This is a genomic window from Candidatus Aalborgicola defluviihabitans (assembly GCF_016705985.1).
Taxonomy (GTDB): Bacteria; Pseudomonadota; Gammaproteobacteria; order Burkholderiales; family Burkholderiaceae_C; genus Allorhodoferax; species Allorhodoferax defluviihabitans.
Window position 1 is genome coordinate 55,733 of record NZ_JADJKN010000023.1, and the last position, 23,149, is coordinate 78,881.

The 23,149-nt window shown below is 57.9% G+C and carries 25 protein-coding genes; 15 read left to right on the forward strand and 10 right to left on the reverse strand.

Annotated features, from left to right (window positions below; translation table 11 throughout):
- Nucleotides 1–355 precede the first annotated feature (355 nt).
- Genes minC through minE form a run of 3 tightly spaced genes read left to right on the forward strand, consistent with a single transcriptional unit; the run spans nucleotide 356 to nucleotide 2,241 of the window.
- Nucleotides 356–1,150, forward strand: coding sequence for a septum site-determining protein MinC (gene minC, locus IPI80_RS16165; RefSeq protein WP_413861925.1), 795 nt, complete (start codon nucleotides 356–358; stop codon nucleotides 1,148–1,150).
- 8 nt (nucleotides 1,151–1,158) lie between these two features.
- Nucleotides 1,159–1,974, forward strand: coding sequence for a septum site-determining protein MinD (minD, locus tag IPI80_RS16170; RefSeq protein ID WP_413861927.1), 816 nt, complete (start codon nucleotides 1,159–1,161; stop codon nucleotides 1,972–1,974).
- A gap of 3 nt (nucleotides 1,975–1,977) precedes the next feature.
- Nucleotides 1,978–2,241, forward strand: coding sequence for a cell division topological specificity factor MinE (gene minE / locus IPI80_RS16175; RefSeq protein ID WP_413861929.1), 264 nt, complete (start codon nucleotides 1,978–1,980; stop codon nucleotides 2,239–2,241).
- Between the two features lie 11 nt (nucleotides 2,242–2,252).
- On the opposite strand, the gene IPI80_RS16180 is transcribed toward minE, so the two are convergent.
- From IPI80_RS16180 to IPI80_RS16200, 5 genes are all read right to left on the reverse strand, one after another.
- Entirely contained in the window at nucleotides 2,253–3,419 is a 1,167-nt protein-coding gene (locus IPI80_RS16180; protein WP_413861931.1) for a metallophosphoesterase, read from the reverse strand.
- 81 nt (nucleotides 3,420–3,500) lie between these two features.
- Nucleotides 3,501–4,295, reverse strand: coding sequence for an NRDE family protein (locus IPI80_RS16185; protein ID WP_413861933.1), 795 nt, complete (start codon nucleotides 4,293–4,295; stop codon nucleotides 3,501–3,503).
- A gap of 16 nt (nucleotides 4,296–4,311) precedes the next feature.
- Nucleotides 4,312–4,788, reverse strand: coding sequence for an Lrp/AsnC family transcriptional regulator (locus IPI80_RS16190; RefSeq protein ID WP_413861935.1), 477 nt, complete (start codon nucleotides 4,786–4,788; stop codon nucleotides 4,312–4,314).
- A 259-nt stretch (nucleotides 4,789–5,047) separates the two neighbouring features.
- Complete coding sequence (locus IPI80_RS16195) at nucleotides 5,048–5,764, reverse strand: glutamine amidotransferase-related protein (RefSeq protein ID WP_413861937.1); 717 nt, start codon at nucleotides 5,762–5,764, stop codon at nucleotides 5,048–5,050.
- Nucleotides 5,765–5,805: 41 nt separating this feature from the next.
- The gene (locus IPI80_RS16200) at nucleotides 5,806–6,897 is read right to left on the reverse strand and encodes a 3-deoxy-7-phosphoheptulonate synthase (RefSeq protein ID WP_413861939.1); all 1,092 of its coding nucleotides are present in this window, start codon (nucleotides 6,895–6,897) and stop codon (nucleotides 5,806–5,808) included.
- 216 nt (nucleotides 6,898–7,113) lie between these two features.
- Between IPI80_RS16200 and IPI80_RS16205 the strand changes: the two genes are divergently transcribed.
- Both IPI80_RS16205 and IPI80_RS16210 read left to right on the forward strand, forming a co-directional pair.
- Complete coding sequence (locus tag IPI80_RS16205) at nucleotides 7,114–7,287, forward strand: hypothetical protein (protein WP_413861941.1); 174 nt, start codon at nucleotides 7,114–7,116, stop codon at nucleotides 7,285–7,287.
- Nucleotides 7,288–7,349: 62 nt separating this feature from the next.
- Complete coding sequence (locus tag IPI80_RS16210; protein ID WP_413861943.1) at nucleotides 7,350–8,156, forward strand: HNH endonuclease; 807 nt, start codon at nucleotides 7,350–7,352, stop codon at nucleotides 8,154–8,156.
- 22 nt (nucleotides 8,157–8,178) lie between these two features.
- Here the strand turns inward: IPI80_RS16210 and IPI80_RS16215 are convergent, their stop codons facing one another.
- Together IPI80_RS16215 and IPI80_RS16220 are read right to left on the reverse strand one after the other, a co-directional pair.
- Complete coding sequence (locus IPI80_RS16215; protein ID WP_413861945.1) at nucleotides 8,179–8,676, reverse strand: DNA-deoxyinosine glycosylase; 498 nt, start codon at nucleotides 8,674–8,676, stop codon at nucleotides 8,179–8,181.
- 8 nt (nucleotides 8,677–8,684) lie between these two features.
- The gene (locus IPI80_RS16220) at nucleotides 8,685–9,032 is read right to left on the reverse strand and encodes a RidA family protein (RefSeq protein WP_413861947.1); all 348 of its coding nucleotides are present in this window, start codon (nucleotides 9,030–9,032) and stop codon (nucleotides 8,685–8,687) included.
- A 108-nt stretch (nucleotides 9,033–9,140) separates the two neighbouring features.
- Between IPI80_RS16220 and IPI80_RS16225 the strand changes: the two genes are divergently transcribed.
- The 5 genes from IPI80_RS16225 (at nucleotide 9,141) to infA (ending at nucleotide 13,380) form a co-directional block, all read left to right on the forward strand.
- On the forward strand, nucleotides 9,141–10,355 hold the full coding sequence (locus IPI80_RS16225) for an MFS transporter (protein WP_413861948.1): 1,215 nt from the start codon (nucleotides 9,141–9,143) through the stop codon (nucleotides 10,353–10,355).
- Nucleotides 10,356–10,452: 97 nt separating this feature from the next.
- Entirely contained in the window at nucleotides 10,453–12,315 is a 1,863-nt protein-coding gene (locus IPI80_RS16230; protein WP_413861950.1) for a dehydrogenase, read from the forward strand.
- On the forward strand, nucleotides 12,233–12,556 hold the full coding sequence (locus IPI80_RS16235; protein ID WP_413861952.1) for a hypothetical protein: 324 nt from the start codon (nucleotides 12,233–12,235) through the stop codon (nucleotides 12,554–12,556). Before IPI80_RS16230 ends, IPI80_RS16235 begins: the two co-directional genes overlap by 83 nt.
- A 338-nt stretch (nucleotides 12,557–12,894) precedes the next feature.
- Nucleotides 12,895–13,101: a hypothetical protein gene (locus IPI80_RS16240; RefSeq protein WP_413861954.1), complete on the forward strand. Its 207-nt coding sequence runs from the start codon at nucleotides 12,895–12,897 to the stop codon at nucleotides 13,099–13,101.
- 24 nt (nucleotides 13,102–13,125) lie between these two features.
- Nucleotides 13,126–13,380 carry a translation initiation factor IF-1 gene (gene infA / locus IPI80_RS16245; RefSeq protein ID WP_413861956.1) on the forward strand — a complete coding sequence of 85 codons (255 nt, stop codon included), beginning with the start codon at nucleotides 13,126–13,128 and terminating at the stop codon, nucleotides 13,378–13,380.
- A 78-nt stretch (nucleotides 13,381–13,458) separates the two neighbouring features.
- On the opposite strand, the gene gyrB is transcribed toward infA, so the two are convergent.
- The 3 genes from gyrB to dnaA form a co-directional block, all read right to left on the reverse strand.
- Entirely contained in the window at nucleotides 13,459–16,062 is a 2,604-nt protein-coding gene (gene gyrB, locus IPI80_RS16250) for a DNA topoisomerase (ATP-hydrolyzing) subunit B (protein WP_413861958.1), read from the reverse strand.
- Between the two features lie 100 nt (nucleotides 16,063–16,162).
- On the reverse strand, nucleotides 16,163–17,269 hold the full coding sequence (dnaN, locus tag IPI80_RS16255) for a DNA polymerase III subunit beta (protein WP_413861960.1): 1,107 nt from the start codon (nucleotides 17,267–17,269) through the stop codon (nucleotides 16,163–16,165).
- A 121-nt stretch (nucleotides 17,270–17,390) separates the two neighbouring features.
- The gene (gene dnaA, locus IPI80_RS16260; RefSeq protein WP_413861962.1) at nucleotides 17,391–18,803 is read right to left on the reverse strand and encodes a chromosomal replication initiator protein DnaA; all 1,413 of its coding nucleotides are present in this window, start codon (nucleotides 18,801–18,803) and stop codon (nucleotides 17,391–17,393) included.
- A gap of 295 nt (nucleotides 18,804–19,098) precedes the next feature.
- Here dnaA and rpmH point away from each other — a divergent pair, with 295 nt between their 5' ends.
- The 5 genes from rpmH to mnmE all read left to right on the forward strand — a co-directional run bounded on the left by rpmH (nucleotide 19,099) and on the right by mnmE (nucleotide 23,144).
- Entirely contained in the window at nucleotides 19,099–19,233 is a 135-nt protein-coding gene (rpmH, locus tag IPI80_RS16265; RefSeq protein WP_006299042.1) for a 50S ribosomal protein L34, read from the forward strand.
- A gap of 79 nt (nucleotides 19,234–19,312) precedes the next feature.
- The gene (locus IPI80_RS16270) at nucleotides 19,313–19,720 is read left to right on the forward strand and encodes a ribonuclease P protein component (RefSeq protein WP_413862613.1); all 408 of its coding nucleotides are present in this window, start codon (nucleotides 19,313–19,315) and stop codon (nucleotides 19,718–19,720) included.
- Nucleotides 19,717–19,989 (forward strand): membrane protein insertion efficiency factor YidD, encoded by a 273-nt coding sequence (gene yidD / locus IPI80_RS16275; RefSeq protein ID WP_413861966.1) that lies wholly within the window; start codon nucleotides 19,717–19,719, stop codon nucleotides 19,987–19,989. Before IPI80_RS16270 ends, yidD begins: the two co-directional genes overlap by 4 nt.
- Complete coding sequence (yidC, locus tag IPI80_RS16280; protein WP_413861968.1) at nucleotides 19,986–21,710, forward strand: membrane protein insertase YidC; 1,725 nt, start codon at nucleotides 19,986–19,988, stop codon at nucleotides 21,708–21,710. The genes yidD and yidC overlap by 4 nt, the downstream gene beginning before the upstream one ends.
- 27 nt (nucleotides 21,711–21,737) lie before the next feature.
- Entirely contained in the window at nucleotides 21,738–23,144 is a 1,407-nt protein-coding gene (gene mnmE / locus IPI80_RS16285) for a tRNA uridine-5-carboxymethylaminomethyl(34) synthesis GTPase MnmE (protein ID WP_413861970.1), read from the forward strand.
- The last annotated feature ends 5 nt before the right edge of the window (nucleotides 23,145–23,149 follow it).

Here is a 23,149-nt window from a genome sequence, read left to right on the forward strand (position 1 = left end):
CGTTGGCTAAATAGAAAAAGTTGTCCCTTTTGTTGGTACAACCCGAAAGCATAGTCACCCACAGGTGTTCATCTTGTGCAAGTCCTTGATTCATCGGAATAAAGTTGCTTTGTGCACAACAAGCTGCTTTGCTTATCTACTACTACTATGTTTTCTATATAGATTAAAGACAATAGAGAAGAACAAGTCTCACCAAATATTAAACTTGTCCAGACCTACGGCGTTGCTGTTTATGCGCTTGTGAAAAAGAAGCCACCAGTCGCCAGGTTTCGCGCCTTGCAATCAAGTAAGATTCGCCGACTTCGGGTTTACCTTCCCTGTTCTTCACTTCATGCTCCCGTATTTTTAAAACTTCATGTCTGTTTTTTCCCCGAGCCATCGAGCGGACCAGGTGCCTGCATCATTCGAAATCAAAAGTGCCCAGTTGCCCTTGGTTGCGCTTCTACTGAAGTCCAGTGATGTGGATAGGGTGGCGAAGGATCTGCTGGCGCAATTTGGTAGCCAGGGAGAGAGTCCTGATTTTTTTGACCATGACGCGCTGGTCATTGATTTTTCGCACTTGGACCCGCAAACCCCCGTGTTTGATCTGGTACCTTTGCTCAGGGTTTTGCGAACCTGTAGCCTGGTGCCGGTTGCGGTGCGCGGGGCCAGTCCTGATGCCATGGCAGCGGCTTTGGCCGTGGGTTTGGTAGAAGCACCGGTTGAAATTCATCGGGCTCGTCCGATTGCCGAAGTACCGGAAACCGTGGCTGTGCAGGAAATTGTGAGGGAAGTGGTCCACGAGGTGGTGCGTGAAATTCCTGGTCCTGGCACCATGGTGATTGATAAACCTTTGCGCAGTGGACAAAAAATTTATGCACGGGGTTGTGATCTGGTCGTGCTGGCCATGGTCAACCAAGGGGCAGAGGTAGCGGCAGATGGCAACATTCACGTTTATGCGCCCTTGCGCGGCAAGGCCATGGCGGGTGCGCGTGGCAATACCGAAGCACGTATTTTTTCGTTGTGCATGGAACCCGAGCTGATTTCAATTGCGGGTATTTACCGCACCAGCGAAAACGCTCTGCCATCCACTGTCCACGGCAAGGCCGCTCAAGTGCGTTTAAGCAACGACGGCCAAGACAAACTCATTATTGAAGCTTTGAAAGCTTGAGGAAAACTATGGCAAAAATTATTGTGGTGACGTCGGGTAAGGGTGGAGTGGGTAAAACCACCACCAGTGCCAGTTTTGCAACTGGCCTGGCCCTGCGCGGCCACAAGACTGCGGTAATCGACTTTGACGTGGGCCTGCGAAACCTGGATCTGATCATGGGTTGTGAGCGCCGCGTAGTGTATGACCTGGTCAACGTGATCCAGGGCGAAGCCAATTTGAACCAGGCATTGATCAAAGATAAACAATGCGAAAACCTGTTCGTGCTGGCCGCCTCGCAAACCCGCGACAAGGATGCACTGACGCAAGCTGGCGTGGAAAAGGTGCTTTCTGATCTAGCCGCCATGGATTTTGAATTCATTGTTTGCGATTCGCCAGCGGGCATTGAAACCGGTGCTTTGATGGCCATGCATTTCGCTGATGAGGCCCTGGTAGTGACCAACCCGGAAGTGTCTTCCGTACGCGATTCCGACCGTATTTTGGGTATGTTGGCAAGCAAGACCAAGCGCGCAATAGAAGGTGGCGAACCGATCAAGGAACACCTGCTGATTACCCGCTATAACCCTTCACGGGTGGACCAAGGCCAGATGCTGTCGCTGGAAGATATTCAGGACATTTTGCGTATCAAGCTGATTGGGGTGATTCCCGAGAGCGAATCGGTTTTGCAGGCCTCCAACCAAGGTTTGCCAGCGGTACACCTGCAAGGCAGTGATGTGTCCGAAGCGTACAAGGATGTGATTGACCGCTTTCTGGGTGCCGACAAGCCTATGCGCTTTACCGAAGCACCCAAGCAAGGACTATTCAAGCGCATATTTGGAGGCAAATAAACCATGGCCTCTTTACTTTCGTTTTTTTTGGGTGAGAAAAAATCAACTGCTAGTGTTGCCAAGGAACGCTTGTCGATTTTGCTGGCCCACGAACGCGCCGGACGCAATGCCTTGCAGCCGGAAAAACTGATGGAACTGCAACGTGAATTGGTGGCAGTGATCAGCAAGTACGTGAAGGTGAACCCGTCCGACATCAAAGTCATTCAGGGACGTGAGGACAATCTTGAAACCCTGGAAGTCAAGATTGAACTTCCAGAAAGCCGTTAAACCGGTTTTCCTTAAGCCCGCACCAGTCGCAACTGCGTGATCTCGGACGGCGCCCCAAAGCGTTTGGGTGGCCCCCAATAACCGGTGCCACGGCTGGTATAGACCCATAAGTCGCGTAGCTTGTGCAGGCCAGCAGTGAACGGTTGCTGGAGGCGCACAAAGTGGTTCCAGGGCCAGAACTGGCCACCGTGGGTGTGACCAGACAACTGCAAATCAAAACCCGCTTGGGAAGCCGCCTCTGCGCTGCGCGGCTGATGCGCCAGCAAAAGCTTGAAGACTGCATGTTCCGGTGCCCCCTCCAGGGCTTTTTGTGGATCGCTGCGGTGGCTCTTGTCAAAATAGTGGGCGTTGTAATCGGCCACACCAGCAACCACCACCACAGCGGGTTCAGGGTCCTGGGTATCGGTGCTGTGATGGATAAGGACATGCTCGTTCATCAGCACGCGCACACCCAAGCTGCGCAGGGCAGTAATCCAGCTATGGGCACCCGAGTAGTACTCATGGTTGCCGGTTACAAAAAAGGTACCGTGGGTGGAGCTGAGTTGCGACAAGGGCTGGATGTGGTGGCCCAGTTCATTGACGCTGCCGTCTACCAAATCACCCGTAATGGCAACCATGTTGGCCTGCAAGCCGTTGACCCGATCCACGATGCGCTGCACGTAGCGTGTCTTGATGGTGGGGCCAACATGGATATCGCTGATCTGCGCCACGGTAAAGCCTTGTAGGGTCTCGGGCAGGTTGGCGATGGGCACATCGACCTGTACCACGGCGGCGGTACGGCGCGCGTTCCAAAACCCCAGTGCGGTGGCGAGCAACGCCAATATTGGCAAAGCCAAAGCCGTTTCGGTATGGAGGTGGGCCAGCGACACGCTGCCGGGCGATGCGGCATCTACCAACCAAGCCAGGGCCAGCAGCAGTTCTCGCAACACTGTGAGCACCAGCAACGATGAGAACAGGCCCATGCACAACAGCCCCAACCAGGTCAGCCATTCGGACAGCGGGGGTTTGGCCACGATGCGCGCCAGCAAGCCCAGCGGCACCAGCAGGGCGCTGATCAGCAAGGCTACCCATAGGGAAGTACCCAACGCCATATTGACGGTTGCCAGATCGGGAGCCACGCGCCAGCCAATGAACGCGTGCAGGACCAGTGAAAGCAGAAGAACGGGGGCCAGGGCCATAGAAATTGCCAGGCTGAAAAAAGCGCGGCACAGTGGTAAAGGGTATAGATGGTGACCTGCTGTGGCGCTTCAAGGTGGCGTTTACAAATCTTTAACGACTTTACCAGTCAGGTTAAAGCGTTCTTGATGCTGGGAAATCAAACCCTGTGGCCCATAACTTTGTTCAGTGAATTCGGCGTGGTCCGCGTGCACGGCCACCACGCTGCAGGCCCGTGTGCCGTAGGTGGGTGTGGCAATGAAGGCGGCAGACAGCGCGCGTTCCAGTTCCAGTGGGACACCGGTGCGTGGCAGGGCTTCGTCATGTGCCAAATCGCGGTTGTGCAGCAACGGTAGTAGCTGGTTGGCCTGCAGTTGCTGGTGCTCAATCTGGGTTTCCAGGGCTTGGCGCAGGCGGGTCAACTTGGGCCAGGGGGTGTGAAAGTTGGCATTGGAGACGGCTCCAATGCCTGGTTCCATTTTTAGGATGCGAGCGCCCCGGCTTTCCAGCCCCATCAGCTGTGCGCCGTCGAACACCAGCAGGTTGAACGGGTTGTAGTTGGCGGCGTTTTGGCGCAATTGCGCCAGATACGCGCCAGCTGGACTATCGCTTTGCAGAAAGCCCGCCACCAATTCACCGCGAGAGGGTGCGTCCGTGCGTTGTGCTTCAACGGTGCGGTAGTTGGTGAGGGCCGCCAGTCGGCCACTGCGGCTCACACCCAGCCAGGTGCCGCCGCCCTGCAGGTCTTTGCCAGCCAGCACACGGGATTCTTTGGCACCATTGGCATCCCACCAGTGCAGGGGCAGGGCTGCGCGGGCATAGAACTCGTCGCGGTTGGACAGCAGCAGCAGCCGGGTGGTTGGGTTGTGGGGTTGCCAGTTCCAGGCGATCAGGCACATGGTAAGGCCTTATGGTTCAGTCGGGGCCGGTGGACAAGGCCAGCGCAGTCCTGGAGACGACCTGGCGCATCACAAAGCTGGAGTGCACGCCGGTCACGCCCTCAATGCGGGTCAGCTTGTTTAGCAGCAGGGTCTGGTAATGGTCCATGTCGCGCACGATCACCTTGAGTTGGTAGTCGGCGTCCTGCCCGGTGATAAGCAAACATTCCAGCACCTCGGGCAACAAGCCCACGGCAGCGTCAAAGTTGGCAAAGCGCTCGGGCGTGTGCAGGTCCATGGAAATGTGGATCAGCGCCATGAGCGTAAGGCCCAGCTTGCGTGCGTCCAGCAGGGCACGGTAGCCGACGATCAGGCCGGCTTCCTCCAGCGCGCGCACCCGGCGCAGACAGGGCGAGGGCGACAGACCAATGCGGTCGGCCAGATCCTGGTTGTTGATGCGGCCATCAACCTGCAGCACTTCCAGGATTTGGCGGTCATAGCGATCTAGCTTCATGTGGATAGCTTAAATATACAAATTTAAAGCAGAGTATGCCAAATATTGAATATTTATGGGCAACAACGCAATTGTCTGCCATGGCCATCGGTCTACACTGGATGCAACTGCTACCAACAGCCCCAACACAGCAACACCGGCCACAAGCCGCCGTTGTGCAGACAGCCCCACAAGGGCCACGCCGCAAAGCCAAACCTCCCCGGGCACATCCACGGCCCGGGGCCTGTCTTCTCACTGTCCCCCCCAGACACACACGGGATCAAGGCGCCGGCCGGGTACCTTCCAGAAAGGCTACCACCATGCGGGCTACATCTTCGCCTTCGTGGCCGTGTTCCAGGCTGGCGCGGCTGGCCTGGTATTTTTCTTCACCGAGCATGTCGCGGCGCTTGTCGATCAGGTGGGCGCTTAAGCTTTCTTCAAATTCAGGATGGGGCTGGATGCAGAACACGGCGTCACCCACCGTGAACGCCGCCACCGGGCAAAAGTCGCTGCTGGCCACCAGCGTGGCGCCGGGTGGCAATTCCAACACCTGGTCCTGGTGGCTGGCCAAGAGGGCAATTTGCGTGCGATCGGCCTGGTGCGGCAGGTCGGGGCGGTGCCAGTCATAGGTCATGCGCCCAGCGCCCCAACCTTGCGGTGCACGGCCGACCGGAGCGCCCATGCACAAGGCGATGAGCTGGTGGCCAAAACACACGCCAACCATTTTCTTGCCCGATTGCAACAGCGCGGTGACCTGCCGGCGCAATTCCACCACCCACGGTTCATCGGAAAACGAATCGGCCCGGCTGCCGGTCAAAAGCACGGCGTCATAGGTGTCAAACGACGCCGGGTACTGGCCATGTTGGGTGTTGAACACGTCCATGGTCCAGTCGGCGCCCACGCCTTCGAATAATCGGATGAACAGGGCGCCAAAGCTGGAGTAGGTCTCGTGCAGATGGCCTTCCAGAATGTCGTTGTCAAGAATGCAAAGTTTCATAGCTATCAATTTGTTAGCTGAACAATCAATGAATACGAGGGCTAGCGTGCTCTGCGAGTCCGAACAGCTGCCGCCAACTCTTGCAAAACCGGTATGGTTTGCTCCATGCTGATGCAGGCATCTGTAACCGAGACGCCGTGTTTCAGGGGCGTGCCGGGCACGATGTCCTGGCGGCCTTCCTGGAGGTGGCTCTCAATCATGATGCCGGTGATGCGCTGGTCTCCGGCTGCAATCTGGGCCGCCACTTCGGACGCCACCACGATCTGGCGTGCGTGCTGCTTGCTGCTGTTGGCGTGGCTCACGTCAATCATCACCTGCTCGCGCAGGCCGGCGGCCTTGAGCAAGGCGCAGGCGGCGTCCACGTCGGCCTTGGCGTAGTTGGTTTGCTTGCCACCACGCAAAATCACGTGGCAGTCGTCATTGCCACGGGTCTCAAAAATAGCGGTCTGGCCCATCTTGGTCATGCCCATGAAGGCGTGTGGCGCCTTGGCCGCCTGGATGGCATCGGTGGCGACCTTGATGCCGCCGTCCGTGCCGTTCTTGAAACCCACCGGGCACGACAGGCCGCTGGCCAGCTGGCGGTGGCTCTGGCTCTCGGTGGTGCGTGCGCCAATGGCGCCCCAACTGACCAGTTCGCTGATGAACTGGGGCGAGAGCAGGTCCAGAAACTCGGTGGCCACGGGCAGGCCCAGTTCCAGCACGTCCAGCACCAGCCGGCGGGCCATTTCCAGGCCTTCGTTGATGGCAAAGCTGTCGTCCAGGTGCGGATCGTTGATGTAGCCCTTCCAGCCCACCGTGGTGCGGGGTTTCTCGAAATACACGCGCATCACCACCAGCAGGTCGTCCTTCAGTGCATCGGCCTGGCGCTGAAGCTGGCGCGCGTATTCCATGGCCTGGTCATGGTTGTGGATGGAGCACGGCCCCACCACCACGATGAGGCGGTCGTCCTGGCCGTGCAGTACGTTGGAGATGGCGGCGCGGCTAATCTCCACCAGCGCCTGGGCGGCTTGCGGCACGGGCAGCTTTTCTTCCAGCAGGGCCGGGGTGATGAGGGGACGCACGGCGCTGATGCGGGTGTCGTCGATGCGGGTGGAGTCGTGGGTGGTCAGGCGCGCAGTGTGGGTGTTCGGCATACTATGAAATCGATAGCTACTTGTGTAGATTGGACGAGGGCTGGGTTGTACTTTGATGCTATTTTATGTGGATAGCGCTGGGTACCAGTTTGTAAGGGTCGTTTGCGGCTGTCACCCCAGGCAAAGCCCTGGGTGACAGAGCTGGGTTGGCGCCTTACGCTTTGTCCAATCAGGAGCCGGCATTGAGTAACTTCAGCGTATTTGACTATTGCAACCGTGACGCCAGCAACTACAAGGCCTGACCATGTGTGGCACACCTTTTATGCGCTGCGACTTGCCGAGTTTGATGAAGTTGACGGAGCGGCCTTTGACACTCTTGAAAACTTCATCGCGCGCATTGGCGCAATATTGCAGTGGAACGAGCAGTTGTCGGCCCATTGGGGCGTTTGAGTGTTGAAGTAGCTTCGGCGTCCCACCTGGCATACTGACTCTTGCAACCGGAGGGACGAGTCATGGCCACAGAAGCCGCCGCACGTAATAACTGGACGAGAGCGCAGACATTGGCGGCGTTGCACGTCTATTTGCAGCTACCGTTTGGCCAGTTGCACCAACGCAATCCCAAGCTCATTGAACTCGCGCAATGGATTGGCCGTACACCCGGTTCCATCGCATTGAAGCTGGTCAATTTGGCCAGTCTTGATCCAGTGATCGTTGCCAGTGGGCGTAGCGGCATGGGCAATGCTTCCGCATTGGATAAGCAAATCTGGAATGAACTACAAACCAACTGGGACGCTGTGGCGCTGGAGGCTGCTGCTGAATATGACGGTCTTGCAAGGCGCCATGAGGTTCAACCCGATGCAGGTTTGCTGGAAGAGTGGCCAACTGCCGAGGAGTTGTCGATTTTGGAAGAAGGTAAGACCCGGAGTGCCACTGTGCTAGTGCGGGTCAATCAGGCACGCTTCCGGCGTGCAGTGCTTAGCAGCTACAACGCGACCTGCTGCATCAGCGGTCTACAGCACGAAAAGCTGGTCATTGCCAGCCACATCGTGCCGTGGAGTGAGGACACCCATAACCGCCTCAACCCGCAAAATGGTCTGTGCCTGTCTGCCCTGCACGACCGAGCGTATGACCAAGGGTTGATTACGGTGATGCCCGATTTCACGGTCCGCGTGTCGTCCCAAGTGAAAGCCAACAAGGGCGATAGCTTCATCACGGAAAGCCTATTGCGTTTTGATCGGCAACGCATTCGTTTTCCAGAGCGTTTCGGCCCTTCGCCTGCGTTTCTAACATGGCACGCACGGCGGTTCGGATTCCTATGAAATTGCGATCATTTGGATGCGGCTAAACCAACCCGTGCCGCTCCATTACCTCCCGCCATGCCGCTAGCTTGCGCTCAAAGGTCCAACTGGCATTCGCCGGACTGGTGCTGGGGAGCTGGTAGACCGGCAGGCCCAATGTGCGCGTGTGGCGGGCGTGCTTGAAGCTCTCGCCACCGTTGTGGGCGATAGCAGCTAGCTGCGGCAGGTGTAGCGCGGCGATGTCGTTGGGCACGGCGTGGCGGATGGCGGTGTCCAGACTGCCTTCGCGCTCGCAGGATGCGTACACATCCCATACGCCCAGTCCGTGCTCCAGCAACCATTTGCTCCGCTTTTCATAGCTATCCAAGCTTGTTTCACGAGGGCTCGCAGGCCAAATGGCTTGCAGTAGTTTCCAGAACTGGTTTTGTGGATGGGCGTAGTACTGCTGCAGTTGCAGCGAGCGCACGCCGGGAAAGCTGCCCAAAATGAGCACGCGGGTGTTGGGTGACACGATGGGCGCAAGCCCCTGCAGCACCAGCACAGCGGTGCCTATCGGTGAAACGCCGCGGCCGTAAACGCAACTTCCAGCAAATAGTCCGGGCTGGCCATTTCGGCGCTCACGCACACCCGCACGGGCGCACAACCCTGGGGCAGCCACTGCGCCCACACGGCGTTGAACGTTGCGCGGTCACTCATCTGCTTGAGGTAGATGGTGGCCTGCAGCAGGCGGCTCTTGTCGCTGCCGCACAGGGACAGCGTGCGCTCGGCCTGGGCCAGCAGGGCCAGGGTTTGGCTGGTGATGTCGGTGCCGCTTTCGGGCACTTCCACAAAGTAGGCTGTGCCGTTGTGCACCACGGCGTCGGACCATTGGGGTTGGGGGTTGATTCGCTGGATCATGGCTGTGACTTTTGGTTGGCGGTGTTTGTGCGCTAGCAATTTTATAGCTATCTACGCATATTGGACGAGGGCTACAACCCCATTTTGCCATCTACGACAATGGTGACCATGACCGATTACGTACGCTTGTGGTTTCGACTGGTGCCAGCCTATGCCGCCGGTTATTTTTTGTCCTATGGGCTGCGCAGCGTCAATGCAGTGATTGCGCCGGAGCTGATGCAGGAACTGAACATTTCGGCGGCGGGGTTGGGGCTGCTGACATCGGCCTATTTTTTGGGATTTGGGCTGTTCCAGTTGCCGCTGGGCCTGTTGTTGGACCGCTTTGGTCCGCGCCGGGTGGAAGCCGCCCTGTTGCTGGTGGCCGCCAGTGGTTGCACCCTGTTTGCCCTGGGCACCCATTTGCAGGCATTGGCCCTTGGTCGGGCGCTGATTGGGTTGGGGGTTTCGGCCTGTTTGATGGCCAGTTTCAAGGCCTTTAGCCAGTGGTTTCCCATTGACCGCCTGCCGGCGCTGACCGCCACCATCATGGTTGCTGGCGGCTTGGGTGCGCTGTCGGCCAGCGTGCCGGTGGAGGCGGCGTTGCCGTTGCTGGGTTGGCGCGGTGTGTTCTTTTTGGTGGCGGCGCTGCTGGTACTGGCCTCCGGTTTTTTGATGACGATGCCGGACCATCAAGGCGCAGCACACCGGGAGTCGTTTGGCCAGCAGGTCCGCACGCTGGGCAGCATCTACAGCAACCGCCACTTTTGGCGTTTTGCGCCCCAGGGCTGTGTGACGGTGGGTGGCTTCATGGCGATCCAGGGTTTGTGGGCGGTTCCTTGGCTGATGGACGTTCATGGCGCCACGCGCAGTGAGGCGGCCAACGTGCTGTTTTTGATGGCGCTGGCCATGCTGGCCGGGTTTTTGTTTGTGGCCACCTGCTCTGGTTTTTTGGCGCGCCGTGGCATCTCACCCATGCTGCTGCTGACCGTGGGTATGGGCCTGGCGTTGGTGGTGGAGCTGGCCATTCTGTTGGATTGGGCCCATCCCAGTTGGCTGTGGCCGCTCTTGGGTCTGTCGTTCAGCCTGGGCAATATTGCCTATTCGCAACTGACGGCGGCTTTTCCGGTGGCACTGTCGGGGCGGGTCAATACTGCACTGAACCTGGTGGTGTTTGTGGGTGCCTTTGGCCTGCAATGGGGCATTGGCGCTGCGGTAGATGCCTTTGTGGACGCTGGGGGCCTGACGCGGGCCAATGCCTTTCGCGCCACGCTGGGCGTGTTGCTGGTAGCGCAGACGCTGACCTTTGCCTGGTTTTTGGTGCCGGTAAAGCGCGCAAGCCACTAGCGGGTGGGCGATTGGGCTTTGTTTGTGCCAATCGGTATTGACTTTGGTCATTTGGTGAAAGAATGGCGGTTACCTCGGCCTTTATTTTTGGGACACCATGAAGCACGTTGTCAGTATCAGCTTGGGCTCCAGTAGCCAGGATTTCGATTTCATCACCGATTTTTTGGGCGAGAAGCTGCATGTGCGGCGCATTGGCACCAATGGCAGCACGGCAGAAGCTGTCAAGTTGATCAAGCAGTGGAATACAAAGGCCGCTGCCATTGGTCTGGGCGTGCTCAAGGACCATTACAAAGTCGGGTCTCGCCGCTTCATCGAGAAAGACAGCGCGCGCCTCTTGGCCGTGGCCACCCGGGTGCCGGTCACGACCGGTGGGCGGTTAAGTGACATTTTTCAGGAGTGGGCGGTACGCCACGCCCAGACGCATCTGGGCAGCTTCTTCAACAACGCGCGGGTATTGTTCTTTTCCGGCTTGACCGACTACAAGCTGGCCTTGGCAATGGCAGAGCACACCGGCAACCTGCAGTTTGCCGATCCGCTTTTGCAACTGGGCGTGCCCAAGCTGCTGGGTTCGGTGGAAGCGCTCAACCTGTATGCGGACGGTGCCCATTACGTGAAGGATTGGACGCTTCCCGCCGCCATGGCTTCTGGCCCGGTGAAGGAGTGGACGCGTTTTGTGCTGCGCCGGGCCATGCAAAAGGCCAGCGTCATTGTTGCGCCGGTGCACGAGCTGGATGACTTTGGCCTGGAGGAGTTGGGTGGCAAAACGGTGATTACCGCCACGGTGAATGATGAGCGTATCGCCCAACTGCGGGACAAGGGCGTTGCCACCATCATCGACGGCTCGCCCGTGATGCACGGCCACGTGTTGGGCGCCAATCTGCTGGACGCCATGGTGCTGGCGGCCACCGGCAAAAAGCCCAAGGAGATTTTGGAGGACGATTACCTGGAGATCATCACCGGCCTGCATTCTGAGCCACGCATCATCCACCCCAATGGTTTTCAGCGGATCAACCGCTTTGCTTTTGTGATCCACCCGTTGTCGCAGGAGTATTTTAAAAAGGTCAAGCCCATCGAGTTGTTGTCGCAGGTGTCGCCGCCGGTGCTGATGAACTCGCTGGAAAAAGTCATGGCCTATGCGCCGCCCTTTGTGTATTCACGGGTGACTGGCATTCAGTCACCCACTGGTGTACAGGCTGAAGGGTGGCTGATTTCGGTGGGCGGAACCCCCAAGGAGATCATGCGGCACAGCCCCGAGTTCACCTACCGGCGTTTGCTGGATGCGGCCGCCATGGCGCAGCGCCTGGGCGCTCAGATCATGGGCTTGGGTGCCTTCACCAAAGTGGTGGGCGATGCCGGTCTGACGGTAGCCAAGCGGGCGCCCTTGCCCATTACCACCGGCAATAGCTACAGCGCCTCGGGTGCACTGTGGGCGGCGCATGACGCGTTGTTGCGCATGCGCCTGTTGCCGGCCCCCCGGGGCAAGCAGCGGGTCAAGTTCAAGGCCATGGTAGTGGGTGCTACCGGAGCCATCGGCTCGGTGTGCGCGCGTTTGCTGGCCAAGGCAGCCCAAGAGGTGTACCTGGTCTCGCCCGAGACGGCCAAGTTGCTGGCGCTTAAAGAGTCCATCCTGCTGGAAACGCCCGATGCCAAGTTGTTCCTGTCGGCACACGCTGACCGGGACATTGCCGACATGGACATGGTGGTCACCGCCACCTCGGGCGCGGGCAAAAAAGTGCTCGACATCATGAAGGTCAAGCCCGGTTGCGTCATCACCGACGTGGCCCGACCGCTGGACCTGCCACCTGCCGAAGTCGCCAAGCGCCCCGATGTGCTGGTGATTGAGTCCGGTGAAATCCAGCTGCCCGGGCGACGTGCAGATGAAAAACATTGGCCTGCCCAAGGGCGTGGCCTATGCCTGCCTGGCCGAAACCATTGTGCTGGCGCTGGAAGGCCGCTTTGAGAACTTCACAGTGGGGCGCGCCATCGAGTGGGAGAAAGTGCGTGAAATCTACCAACTGGGCCTGAAGCACGGTATGAAGCTGGCGGCGATATCTGGTGTGAACGGGCCGTTTAGCGATGCCGACATTGCCAAGGTGCGCGAACTGGCCCTTGCGGCCCGGGCCAAAGCAGTACGGGCGCCAGCGTCGGCAAAATCGGCTGTGGCCAAGAAACCGCGAGCACGCAAACCAGTGGCGCGGTAACGGTTGGCAAGCAGACTTTCGCTGGGCGTGTTATATTAGCGCGTCGCATTTGGCGACTGGTCACGCCCCCACCTACCAACGGGGTCGCGAATACCCCGGCAGAGGGGTTGCCAGTCCGGCCCTTCAATTGCGCTCCCGCTACCTTCTTACGGCGTAGCGGCATTTTCTCCTTCTGTCGTCGCCGCCCCTGCTATGGCGCGGCCTTTGGTTGACCAGACAGAACCTCGGCATGAGGGCATGCCAATTGTGCTTTTCGGGTATTCGGAGCCTATCGGCCAGAAACCCATATGATTAATTTAATGATTTTTACGACAACAACAAGACAATCGCCCATCACGATGGGCAAATTTCGCATAGCAGCCTGCCCCAGTGAATTACCATGTGGGCAGTTCGCCGCACAGGTTTCCATTGCCAGCGGACGCGGCAGCGCTTCTACCGACCGCGTCATGCGGTTTCACGATGCATTTCCCTCGCATGACGCAGCCTCGCGCTACGCCATTGCCCAAGGCATAGACTGGGTACGTGACAACACACGCCCCCATTGAATTCAGATTTACAGGAGTACCACCATGGCCAAAGAAGACTTGATCGAGATGATGGGCGTCGTCAACGAAGTGCTGCCCGACACACGCTTTCGCGTGACACTGGAAAACGGTCACCAGCTGATTGCCTATTCCGCCGGCAAGATGCGCAAAAACCACATCCGCATTCTGGCGGGTGACAAAGTGTCGCTGGAGCTGTCGCCTTACGACCTGACCAAGGGTCGCATCAACTTCCGCCACATCGAAGGCCGCGGCCCGATGACGCCTCGGCGAACCAGTTAAATCAATTCACTATTGAATGGGGCGGGGTGCATGTGGTACCCCGGCGCAGGTGGGCATAGCCCACCTGACCCCAGGGACTTAGACGTCGATATTGCCTGCACGCAAGGCGTTGGTTTCGATGAAATCGCGGCGCGGCTCCACCTCGTCGCCCATCAGCATGGTGAACACGCGGTCGGCTTCAATGGCGTCGTCGATCTGCACGCGCAGCAGGCGGCGCACGGTGGGGTCCATGGTGGTTTCCCACAGCTGGGCGGGGTTCATTTCTCCCAGACCTTTGTAGCGCTGGCGGCTGGTTGCGTTTTCGGCTTGGGTTATTAACCAGGCCATGGCTTCGCGGAAGTCGTTCACTTTTTCTTCCTTCTGTCGCTCGCCTTCACCGCGCATCACGCGTGCACCTTCTGACAACAAACCGCGGAAGGTGTTGGCGGCGTCGGCCAAAGCGGCGTAATCAGCACCGTGGACAAAATCTTGCGTCAGCACACTGCTCTTGACGTTGCCATGGTGGCGGCGGCTGATGCGCAAAATGGGCTTGTCGGTGCGAACGTCAAACTCGCCGGCCACTTCAGCATCGGGCAGGCGGGCTTGCAGGGCTGCGGCAGAAGCTTCGGCGTCTTGCACGGTGTCCAGATTCAAGGCCACGCCATCGGCAATGGAGCGCAGGGCTTCGGCATCCATAAAGTTTTTGAGGCGCGCGATGACGTTCTGGGCAACCTGGTGCTTGCGCGCCAGTTCGGCCAACGTATCGCCCGCAAGGGTGGTCCCGTTGGGGCCGCCGGTGAAAACCGACGCATTGACCAGCGCAATGCGCATCAAGAATGCATCCAGCGCGGGTGCGTCTTTCAAGTACAGCTCTTCTTTGCCGGCCTTCACTTTGTACAGCGGCGGCTGGGCAATGTAGATGTGACCGCGCTCTACCAGTTCAGGCATCTGGCGGTAGAAGAAGGTCAGCAGCAGGGTGCGGATGTGGGCGCCGTCGACGTCGGCATCGGTCATGATGATGATGCGGTGGTAGCGCAGCTTGGCGACGTTGAAGTCGTCATTACCGGTGGTGCCACCGGCCTTGCCAATGCCGGTGCCAAGGGCGGTGATCAGCGTCAAAATTTCATTGCTGGTCAACAGCTTTTCGTAGCGCGCTTTTTCCACGTTCAAGATCTTGCCGCGCAACGGCAGAATGGCCTGGAATTTGCGGTCGCGACCCTGTTTGGCAGAGCCGCCGGCGGAGTCACCCTCGACGATGTAGATTTCGCACATTGCCGGGTCTTTTTCCTGGCAATCGGCCAGTTTGCCGGGCAAGCCCATGCCGTCTAACACGCCCTTGCGGCGGGTCATGTCACGCGCTTTGCGGGCCGCTTCGCGGGCACGGGCGGCTTCGATGATCTTGCCAACGATGATCTTGGCGTCGTTGGGGCGCTCTTGCAGATAGTCAAACAACAGTTTGCTGACAATGTCTTCCACCGGGCCGCGCACTTCGCTGCTGACCAGTTTGTCTTTGGTCTGGCTGCTGAACTTGGGCTCGGGCACCTTGACACTCAGCACGCAGCACAGGCCTTCGCGCATGTCGTCGCCGGTGACTTCTACCTTGGCTTTTTTGGCCAGTTCAGAATCGTCAATGTATTTGTTAATGACGCGGGTCATGGCAGCACGCAGACCGGTCAGGTGGGTGCCGCCGTCGCGCTGGGGAATGTTGTTGGTGAAGCACAGCACCTGCTCGTTGTAGCCGCTGTTCCACTGCATGGCCACTTCAACCCCAATGTTGGTTTGCTGGTCGCTCTGGCGGTCACCCATGGCGTGAAAGATGTTGGGGTGCAACACCGTCTTGCCCTTGTTGATGAACTGCACAAAGCCCTGCACGCCACCGGCACCGGCAAAGTCGTCTTCCTTGCCGGTGCGTTCGTCTTTGAGGCGAATGCGCACGCCGTTGTTGAGGAAAGAGAGTTCGCGCAGGCGCTTGGAGAGGATTTCGTAATGGAAATCGCTGTTTTCTTTGAAAATCTCGTTGTCCGGCAAAAAGTGCACTTCGGTGCCACGCTTTTCGGTTTCGCCAATCACCTTCATGGGCGAGACTTCCACGCCATTCACTGTCTCGATGATGCGGTTCTGCACGAAGCCTTTGCTGAACTCCATCACATGGACCTTGCCATCGCGGCGAATGGTCAGGCGCAACATTTTGGACAGTGCATTCACGCAGGACACGCCCACGCCGTGCAGTCCGCCGGAGACTTTGTAGCTGTTCTGATTGAACTTGCCACCGGCGTGCAATTCGGTCAGGGCAATTTCGGCCGCTGAGCGCTTGGGCTCGTGCTTGTCGTCCATCTTCACACCGGTGGGTATGCCGCGACCGTTGTCGACCACGCTGATGGAGTTGTCGGAATGGATAGTGACCAGAATGTCGTCGCAGTGGCCAGCCAGTGATTCGTCGATGGAGTTATCCACCACCTCGAACACCAGGTGGTGCAGGCCAGTGCCGTCGGAGGTGTCGCCGATGTACATGCCGGGGCGCTTGCGCACGGCTTCCAGGCCTTCGAGGATTTGGATCGAGCCTTCGCCATAGGCTTCGGAAGCGCCAACTTGGTGCGCATCGATGGTGGGCTGGAAGTTGGAGCTGTCCGAGCCACCCTCGCCCGTGTGCACGGCTGCATCGTTGTTTTCAGGGCTGGATTCGGGCTTGTTGTCTGCGGTCATGGCTCACTTGTTGTCTGCGGCAGGCCGTCCCCTTCTTAGAATGACCAAACCCCCGGGAGGCCGGGGGTTTGCGTCGTTAGGCGCTACGAATTCAGTAGCGTCAAATTCTCATGGGCATCACTACGTATTTGAAGGTGGCGTTCTCGGGGATAGTGAACAGTGCCGAACTGTTGCCATCGGACAGCTCCAGTTTGACCATGTCCTGGCTCATATTGGCAAGGGCGTCGATCAGGTAGGTCACGTTGAAGCCAATTTCGATGCTGTCACCGCCGTAGTCAATGTCCAACTCGTCCACGGCTTCTTCCTGCTCGGCGTTGTTGGAGGCCACGCGCAGGCTGCCTGGGTCGATATTCAGGCGCACGCCCTTGAATTTGTCACTGGTCAGGATGGCGGTCCGTTGCAGGGTTGCCAGCAGTGCGGTGCGTCCCAGGGTGATGCTGTTCTTGTGGTTTTTGGGAATGACGCGGTTGTAGTCGGGGAACTTGCCCTCGACAAGTTTGGTGACGAATTCCATGCCGTCGAACACGAACTTGGCCTGGTTGTTGGCAAATTGCATTTCAATGGCGCCTTCAGCGTCGGACAGCAGGCGCTGCAATTCGACTACGGTTTTGCGCGGCAGGATCACCTCTTGCTTGGGCACTTCTACGTCGAGGGTGGCGGAGGCAAAGGCAAGACGGTGACCGTCTGTCGCGACCAGGCTCAGTTGTTTGCCCTCGGCTACGAACAGGATGCCGTTGAGATAGTAACGAATGTCATGCACGGCCATGGCGAACGACACCTGACTCAGCAGGTTTTTGAGGGTCTTTTGCGGCACGCTGAATACGGGTCCGAAATTGGCGGATTCCTGCACCAGCGGAAAGTCTTCTGCGGCCATGGTTTGCAACGTGAACTTGCTTTTGCCGCCCTTGAGGATGATCTTGTTCTGGCTGGATTCCAGCGACACGGTTTGATCTGACGGCATGGTGCGCAGAATGTCGATGAGTTTGCGTGCGCCGATGGTGGTGGTGAAGTTGCCAGTGTCACCGCCGAGTTCGGCCGTGGTGCGAATCTGGATTTCCAGGTCACTGGTGGTGACTTGCAACGAAGTACCGGTTTTGCGGACCAGCACATTGGCGAGAATGGGCAAGGTGTGGCGGCGCTCCACAATTCCGGCCACGGATTGCAGTACCGATAGGACTTTGTCCTGCGTTGCCTTCAAAACAATCATGTCTACCTCTTTATTTATGTCTGTGGTGGCACCGTTCGCCGCAGCGTGCCTATTTTTTTGAAATCCTGCCATTTTCCCAGTTTTGGGCACCCGTTTCGATGAAATGGCGTTTTATTCGTCGTCAGCCCTTCAGGGTTTGCTCTAACACGTGCAATTGCTGGTTCAACTCCGTCATTTGCTGGCGCTCGCCGCCAATCTTGCGCACGGCGTGCAATACGGTGGTGTGATCGCGTCCACCAAACATCTCGCCAATTTCAGGCAAACTTTTTTGCGTAAGTTCCTTGGCCAGGTACATGGCGATCTGGCGCGGACGGGCAATGCTGGCTGGGCGCTTCTTGGAATACATGTCGGCGACTTTGATTTTGTAGTAGTCGGCCACCGTTTTTTGGATGTTCTCCACCGAAATCTGCCGGTTCTGGATGGAGAGCAGGTCGCGCAACGCCTCGCGCGCCAGCTGAATGGAAATTTCTTTCTGGTTAAAGCGGGAATAGGCCAGGATCTTGCGCAGGGCGCCTTCGAGTTCGCGCACGTTGGAGCGCACGTTCTTGGCCACAAAAAAAGCCACTTCTTCCGGCATTTCGGAGCCTTCGACGCGGGCTTTGTTGATGAGAATCGCCACCCGCATTTCGAGCTCTGGCGGCTCGATCGCCACCGTGAGGCCAGAGTCAAAGCGGGAAACCAGGCGTTCGTGGATGTCGGTCAGCCCCTTGGGGTAGGTGTCGCTGGTCATCACGATGTGGCTTTTCTTGGCCAACAAGGCTTCAAAGGCGTTAAAGAACTCTTCCTGCGTTCGATCTTTATTGGCAAAGAACTGCACGTCGTCAATCAGCAGCAAATCCAGGGAGTGGTAGCGTTCCTTGAATTCGTCAAAGGTCTTGCGCTGGTAGGCCTTAACCACATCCGAGACAAACTGTTCTGCATGGATGTAGAGAACTTTGCTTCCTGGCTTGTCCGCCAGCAGGCGGTTGCCTACCGCGTGCATCAAGTGGGTCTTGCCCAGTCCCACGCCACCATAGATAAACAAGGGGTTGTAAAGATGACCCGGCATGGTGGCAACATGCATGGCAGCGGCGCGGGCCATGCGGTTGGCGGTGCCTTCCACTAGGTTCTCGAATGTGAGGATGCTATTGAGGCGATTTTTGGGCAGGCTGGAGGTGCTGGTTTCTCCGATTGCTACGCTTTCCTCGGCCGCGACCAGTTCAGGTGCAATAACAGCAGAGGTTGATCTTACAATGACTTCTCTCGGAGTGATCGCTAACTCAACCAGCACCGGTTGACCATACATTTTTTCCAACAGCGATGCGATACGGGTACTGTATTGGGCGCGAACCCAATCGAGTTTAAAGCGGTTCGCTACGAAGATGGTGACCTTGGAAAAGTCCTCTAACACATGGGCGCTGAGCGGCTTGATCCAGGTATTGAATTGCTGTTCCGGCAGTTCCTGGGCAAGCTGGTCGACACAGCTTTGCCACAGGCTTTGGCCGATATCGAGCCCGGCTGGCAGGGCGTGTTGGTGTGGGTGTCCCTCTGGCATTTTTCTTTTCAGCTTCTGTGGATAGTTATAGGTTGCTGCGCGCCAGATTGTAATTTATCAAAACCTTATCCACATTTATTTTTGCTGGTTGGAACTTCCAGCATTACGCGCCGTTTGCCATGTAAGGTGTTGCTCTGGTTCGGAAAATTTGCGATAATCGACGGTTCCCCTGATTGTGTTCGGGGCGATAAGACCAAGATCCGCCCAAATTGAGCCTTAATAGAACTGAAGTTAAAGCTGAGGTGTTTAAGGTTTAGGGGCTGGATCGAAACTGAGCCTGTTAGGAAAATTCCAAATGAAACGCACGTACCAACCTTCCAAAATCCGCCGCGCCCGTACCCACGGTTTCCTGGTCCGCATGAAGACCCGTGGTGGCCGCGCCGTGATCAATGCACGCCGCGCCAAAGGCCGCAAGCGCCTGGCTGTCTAATTTCCAACTGCGGGTCTGCTTCAGACTGACGCATGCTGAGCCTGGCATGGCGGATGTGCTGTTTTGGTGTAACACCATTGTGCAGCGATTAAAGACGCGGCCCCAGTTTCAGGCAGTTCTGGCAGGTCATACACTTGCCAGAACGGCGCACTTTGCCCTGCATTGCTGCGCTCTGGATGTAGCTGTTGTCCGAGCACCACCCGCCGTGCCACCGACTTTGTTTCCGGTTCACGCGGTTTGGTTGGGTGCCATGGTTCCCAAGCGGTGGGCCAAGCGCGCCGTGACGCGCAATGCCATCAAACGCCAGATTTACAACGTGAGTGCTGATTTCGAATCCAACCTGAGCGAACGTGCCCACGTGGTGCGATTGCGCGCGGGTTTTGACCGCACCCACTTTGTGAGTGCAAGTTCTGATGCACTCAAGGCAGCCGTACGCGCTGAACTGCAACAGCTGTTTTCTCGAGCCTGTGCACCAACGACGCCATGATGCAAACGCTGCTTATCGGTGGTGTCAAGGCCTACCGCATGTTTCTCAGCCCTTGGCTGGGTTCGTCGTGCCGCTTTGAGCCGACCTGTTCGGTTTATTCCCTGCAAGCGCTGCAGGCCCACGGTGCGGCTGGTGGCAGTTACCTGACCGTTCGGCGTATCGCGCGCTGTCACCCCTGGTGTGACGGTGGTCTGGACCCGGTTCCCGCAGAATCCCCTCGGCTGTTTACGCGGCTGCTCTCTTCTTCCTCTGAAAAGAAACCTTCATGAACGATATTCGCCGCACCATTTTGTGGGTGATCTTTGGCTTTTCCATGGTCATGCTCTGGGACCAGTGGCAGGTGCACAACGGAAAGAAGGCGACGTTCTTCCCTAGCCCCGCCCAGCAGACGGCTCCCGCTGGTGCGTCGGCCCCGGCGACCACTTCCAGCGCCAGTACAGCTGGCGTGCCCAGTGTGCCGGGCACTGCCGCCACGGTAGCCAGCGTTCCGGCAGGCATTGAAACCGCTCCCACACCCAAAGAGCGCATTGAGGTTAGCACCGACGTGCTGAAGCTGACGTTCGACACCGAAGGCGGGTCACTGGTGCGCACCGAGTTCCTGAAGCACATCGACATGGCGGACAAGACACGCAATTTCGTGTTGCTCGATGAATCCAAAGATCGTGTGTACTTGGCACAAACCGGCGTGATTGGCGGCAGCGCCTCTGGCGCCTTTCCCACGCATAAGACGCCCATGACTTTCAGTGGTGCCCGCACCCTCAAGGACGGCGAAGACGAACTGATGCTGCAATTCACCTCGGCCGACGTGGGCGGCATCAAGCTGGTTAAAACCTATACCCTGCACCGCGGTGCTTACGACGTAGCGGTCAAACATGAGCTTACCAACGTGTCGGCTGCGCCGTTGTCGCCGCAGGTGTACCTGCAATTGGTGCGCGACGGTAACAAGCCACTGGGAGAGTCTTCGTTCTATTCGACCTTCACCGGACCGGCTGTTTACACTGAAGCCAAGAAATACCAGAAGGTTGAATTCAAGAACATCAAAAACAACAAGGCCGACTACGAAAAAGCGGCTGACAACGGTTATGTGGCCATGGTGCAGCATTACTTTGCCAGTGCCTGGATATTGCCCCAAGGTGTACAACGTACTTTTTCCGTAGACGGTGTAGACATTGGCTCGCCCGTGGCGGACTGCTGCTACCGTGCCACCATGATCACCCATGCCGATGCACTGGCTCCTGGTGCCACCAAGGCAGTTAACGCCACCTTCTTTGCCGGTCCGCAACAGGAAACCATGCTGGAAAAACTGGCACCCGGGCTGGAATTGGTCAAGGACTACGGCTGGTTGACCATTCTGGCCAAGCCCTTGTACTGGCTGCTCGACAAGTTGCATGGCTTCATCCAGAACTGGGGCTGGTCCATTGTTGCGCTGGTGCTGCTGTTGAAGATTGCGTTCTACTGGCTTAACGCCAAGGCCTACTCCAGCATGGCCAAGATGAAGGCCATCAACCCCAAGATCACCGAGATGCGGGAACGCCTCAAGGAAAAACCGCAGCAGATGCAGCAGGAGATGATGCGCATCTACCGCGAGGAAAAGGTCAACCCCATGGGTGGCTGCTTCCCCATCATGATCCAGATCCCGGTGTTCATTGCCCTGTATTGGGTGCTGCTGTCCAGCGTGGAAATGCGCAACGTGCCCTGGATTTTGTGGATCAAAGACTTGTCTTCGCCCGATCCGTTTTACATTCTGCCGCTGGTGATGACTGCCACTACCTTGCTGCAAACGTCCCTGAACCCGGCGCCGCCGGACCCCATGCAGGCCAAGATGATGTGGTTCATGCCCCTGATTTTCAGTGTCATGTTCTTCTTCTTCCCGGCCGGTTTGGTGCTGTATTGGATCACCAATAACATCCTGTCCATCCTGCAACAGTGGGTCATCAACACCCGCATGGGTGTACCGCCGAAGTTCAACATGCCCTGGATGAAGAAGTAGCCCTGAGGCGCTACGCGCCTAGCACCCATGCTTGCCCGCCAGCACGATCCCATCGCCGCAATTGCGACTGCTCCCGGGCGGGGTGCTGTCGGCATCGTACGGGTCAGCGGTCGGGCCTTGGGGCCGTGGGTTGAACACCTGCTGGGCCGCAGTCTGCGCGCTCGCGAAGCCACTTTGTTGCCTTTCAACGACCGCCAGGGCGTGGCTATCGACAAGGGTCTAGCACTGTTCTTTCCAACTCCCCATTCCTTCACCGGTGAAGACGTGCTGGAGCTGCAGGCCCATGGTGGCCCTGTGGTCTTGCAATTACTGCTGGCACGGTGCCTGGAGTCTGCGGTGGATCAAGACCCCACCACGGGTTGCAGCTACTTGAGCAGCATGCGCATTGCGCAGGCCGGCGAGTTCTCGGAACGGGCCTTTCTCAACGACAAAATTGATCTGGCCCAGGCTGAAGCGATAGCTGACCTGATTGACGCCAGCACGGAAGCAGCAGCTCGCAGCGCCACACAGTCTCTGTCGGGAGCCTTCTCATACGAGATCCACGTCTTGCGTGATGCCCTGATTCACCTGCGCATGCTGGTGGAGGCCACGCTGGACTTCCCCGAGGAGGAGATCGACTTTCTGGAAAAATCCGATGCCAAGGGGCAACTCGACCGCCTGCAACAGGCCTTGCATGGCGTGTTGCACAGGGCCACGCAGGGAGCGCTACTGCGAGAGGGCATCACCGTGGTCATTGCCGGGCAGCCCAACGCCGGCAAGTCGTCACTGCTCAACGCGCTGGCTGGGGCCGAACTGGCCATCGTTACACCGATTGCCGGCACCACCCGCGACAAGGTGCAGCAGACGATCCAGATTGAAGGCGTGCCGATCCATGTGGTGGACACAGCCGGCCTGCGCCCCAGTGACGACGCGGTGGAACAAATCGGCATCGCTCGGGCCTGGGAAGCGATTGAAGGCGCCGATGCAGTGCTATTCTTGCACGATCTCACGCGTATCAACGCTATTGATTACGTAGCGGCTGATGCTGTGATCACGAGGGCTATCGCCCAGAAACTCTCAAACAATGTGCCGGTGATCGATGTCTGGAACAAGGCCGACGCCGTATCGGGAGAAGCGCCAACCAAAGGCATCGTACTATCGGCCAAGACCGGCTCCGGGTTGGATGGACTGCGCCACAGCCTGTTGCAGACCGCTGGCTGGCAGGCAGCCAGTGGTGGTGTTTTTATTGCCCGCGAACGCCATTTGCAGGCGTTGCGTCGGGTGCAGTCGCACCTGGAACTGGCTGGCGAACATTTGGCCGCGCAGGACCAGGCCCTGGATTTGGTGGCGGAAGAACTGCGACTTGGACAGAACGCCCTGAGTGAAATCACCGGTGAATTCACGTCGGACGACCTGTTAGGCGTCATCTTCTCCAAATTTTGTATCGGTAAATAGCTGGA

Bases quoted from the DNA above. Each gene is read 5' to 3' on its own strand.
- IPI80_RS16185 (WP_413861933.1), bottom strand. From the start codon at position 4,295: ATGTGCCTGATCGCCTGGAACTGGCAACCCCACAACCCAACCACCCGG.
- IPI80_RS16180 (WP_413861931.1), bottom strand. From the start codon at position 3,419: ATGGCCCTGGCCCCCGTTCTTCTGCTTTCACTGGTCCTGCACGCGTTC.
- IPI80_RS16210 (WP_413861943.1), top strand. From the start codon at position 7,350: ATGGCCACAGAAGCCGCCGCACGTAATAACTGGACGAGAGCGCAGACA.
- minD (WP_413861927.1), top strand. From the start codon at position 1,159: ATGGCAAAAATTATTGTGGTGACGTCGGGTAAGGGTGGAGTGGGTAAA.
- yidC (WP_413861968.1), top strand. From the start codon at position 19,986: ATGAACGATATTCGCCGCACCATTTTGTGGGTGATCTTTGGCTTTTCC.
- dnaA (WP_413861962.1), bottom strand. From the start codon at position 18,803: ATGCCAGAGGGACACCCACACCAACACGCCCTGCCAGCCGGGCTCGAT.
- yidD (WP_413861966.1), top strand. From the start codon at position 19,717: ATGATGCAAACGCTGCTTATCGGTGGTGTCAAGGCCTACCGCATGTTT.
- rpmH (WP_006299042.1), top strand. From the start codon at position 19,099: ATGAAACGCACGTACCAACCTTCCAAAATCCGCCGCGCCCGTACCCAC.
- IPI80_RS16240 (WP_413861954.1), top strand. From the start codon at position 12,895: ATGGGCAAATTTCGCATAGCAGCCTGCCCCAGTGAATTACCATGTGGG.
- IPI80_RS16200 (WP_413861939.1), bottom strand. From the start codon at position 6,897: ATGCCGAACACCCACACTGCGCGCCTGACCACCCACGACTCCACCCGC.
- minC (WP_413861925.1), top strand. From the start codon at position 356: ATGTCTGTTTTTTCCCCGAGCCATCGAGCGGACCAGGTGCCTGCATCA.
- gyrB (WP_413861958.1), bottom strand. From the start codon at position 16,062: ATGACCGCAGACAACAAGCCCGAATCCAGCCCTGAAAACAACGATGCA.
- IPI80_RS16195 (WP_413861937.1), bottom strand. From the start codon at position 5,764: ATGAAACTTTGCATTCTTGACAACGACATTCTGGAAGGCCATCTGCAC.
- mnmE (WP_413861970.1), top strand. From the start codon at position 21,738: ATGCTTGCCCGCCAGCACGATCCCATCGCCGCAATTGCGACTGCTCCC.
- dnaN (WP_413861960.1), bottom strand. From the start codon at position 17,269: ATGATTGTTTTGAAGGCAACGCAGGACAAAGTCCTATCGGTACTGCAA.
- IPI80_RS16230 (WP_413861950.1), top strand. From the start codon at position 10,453: ATGAAGCACGTTGTCAGTATCAGCTTGGGCTCCAGTAGCCAGGATTTC.
- IPI80_RS16220 (WP_413861947.1), bottom strand. From the start codon at position 9,032: ATGATCCAGCGAATCAACCCCCAACCCCAATGGTCCGACGCCGTGGTG.
- infA (WP_413861956.1), top strand. From the start codon at position 13,126: ATGGCCAAAGAAGACTTGATCGAGATGATGGGCGTCGTCAACGAAGTG.
- IPI80_RS16235 (WP_413861952.1), top strand. From the start codon at position 12,233: ATGAAAAACATTGGCCTGCCCAAGGGCGTGGCCTATGCCTGCCTGGCC.
- IPI80_RS16225 (WP_413861948.1), top strand. From the start codon at position 9,141: ATGACCGATTACGTACGCTTGTGGTTTCGACTGGTGCCAGCCTATGCC.
- IPI80_RS16190 (WP_413861935.1), bottom strand. From the start codon at position 4,788: ATGAAGCTAGATCGCTATGACCGCCAAATCCTGGAAGTGCTGCAGGTT.
- minE (WP_413861929.1), top strand. From the start codon at position 1,978: ATGGCCTCTTTACTTTCGTTTTTTTTGGGTGAGAAAAAATCAACTGCT.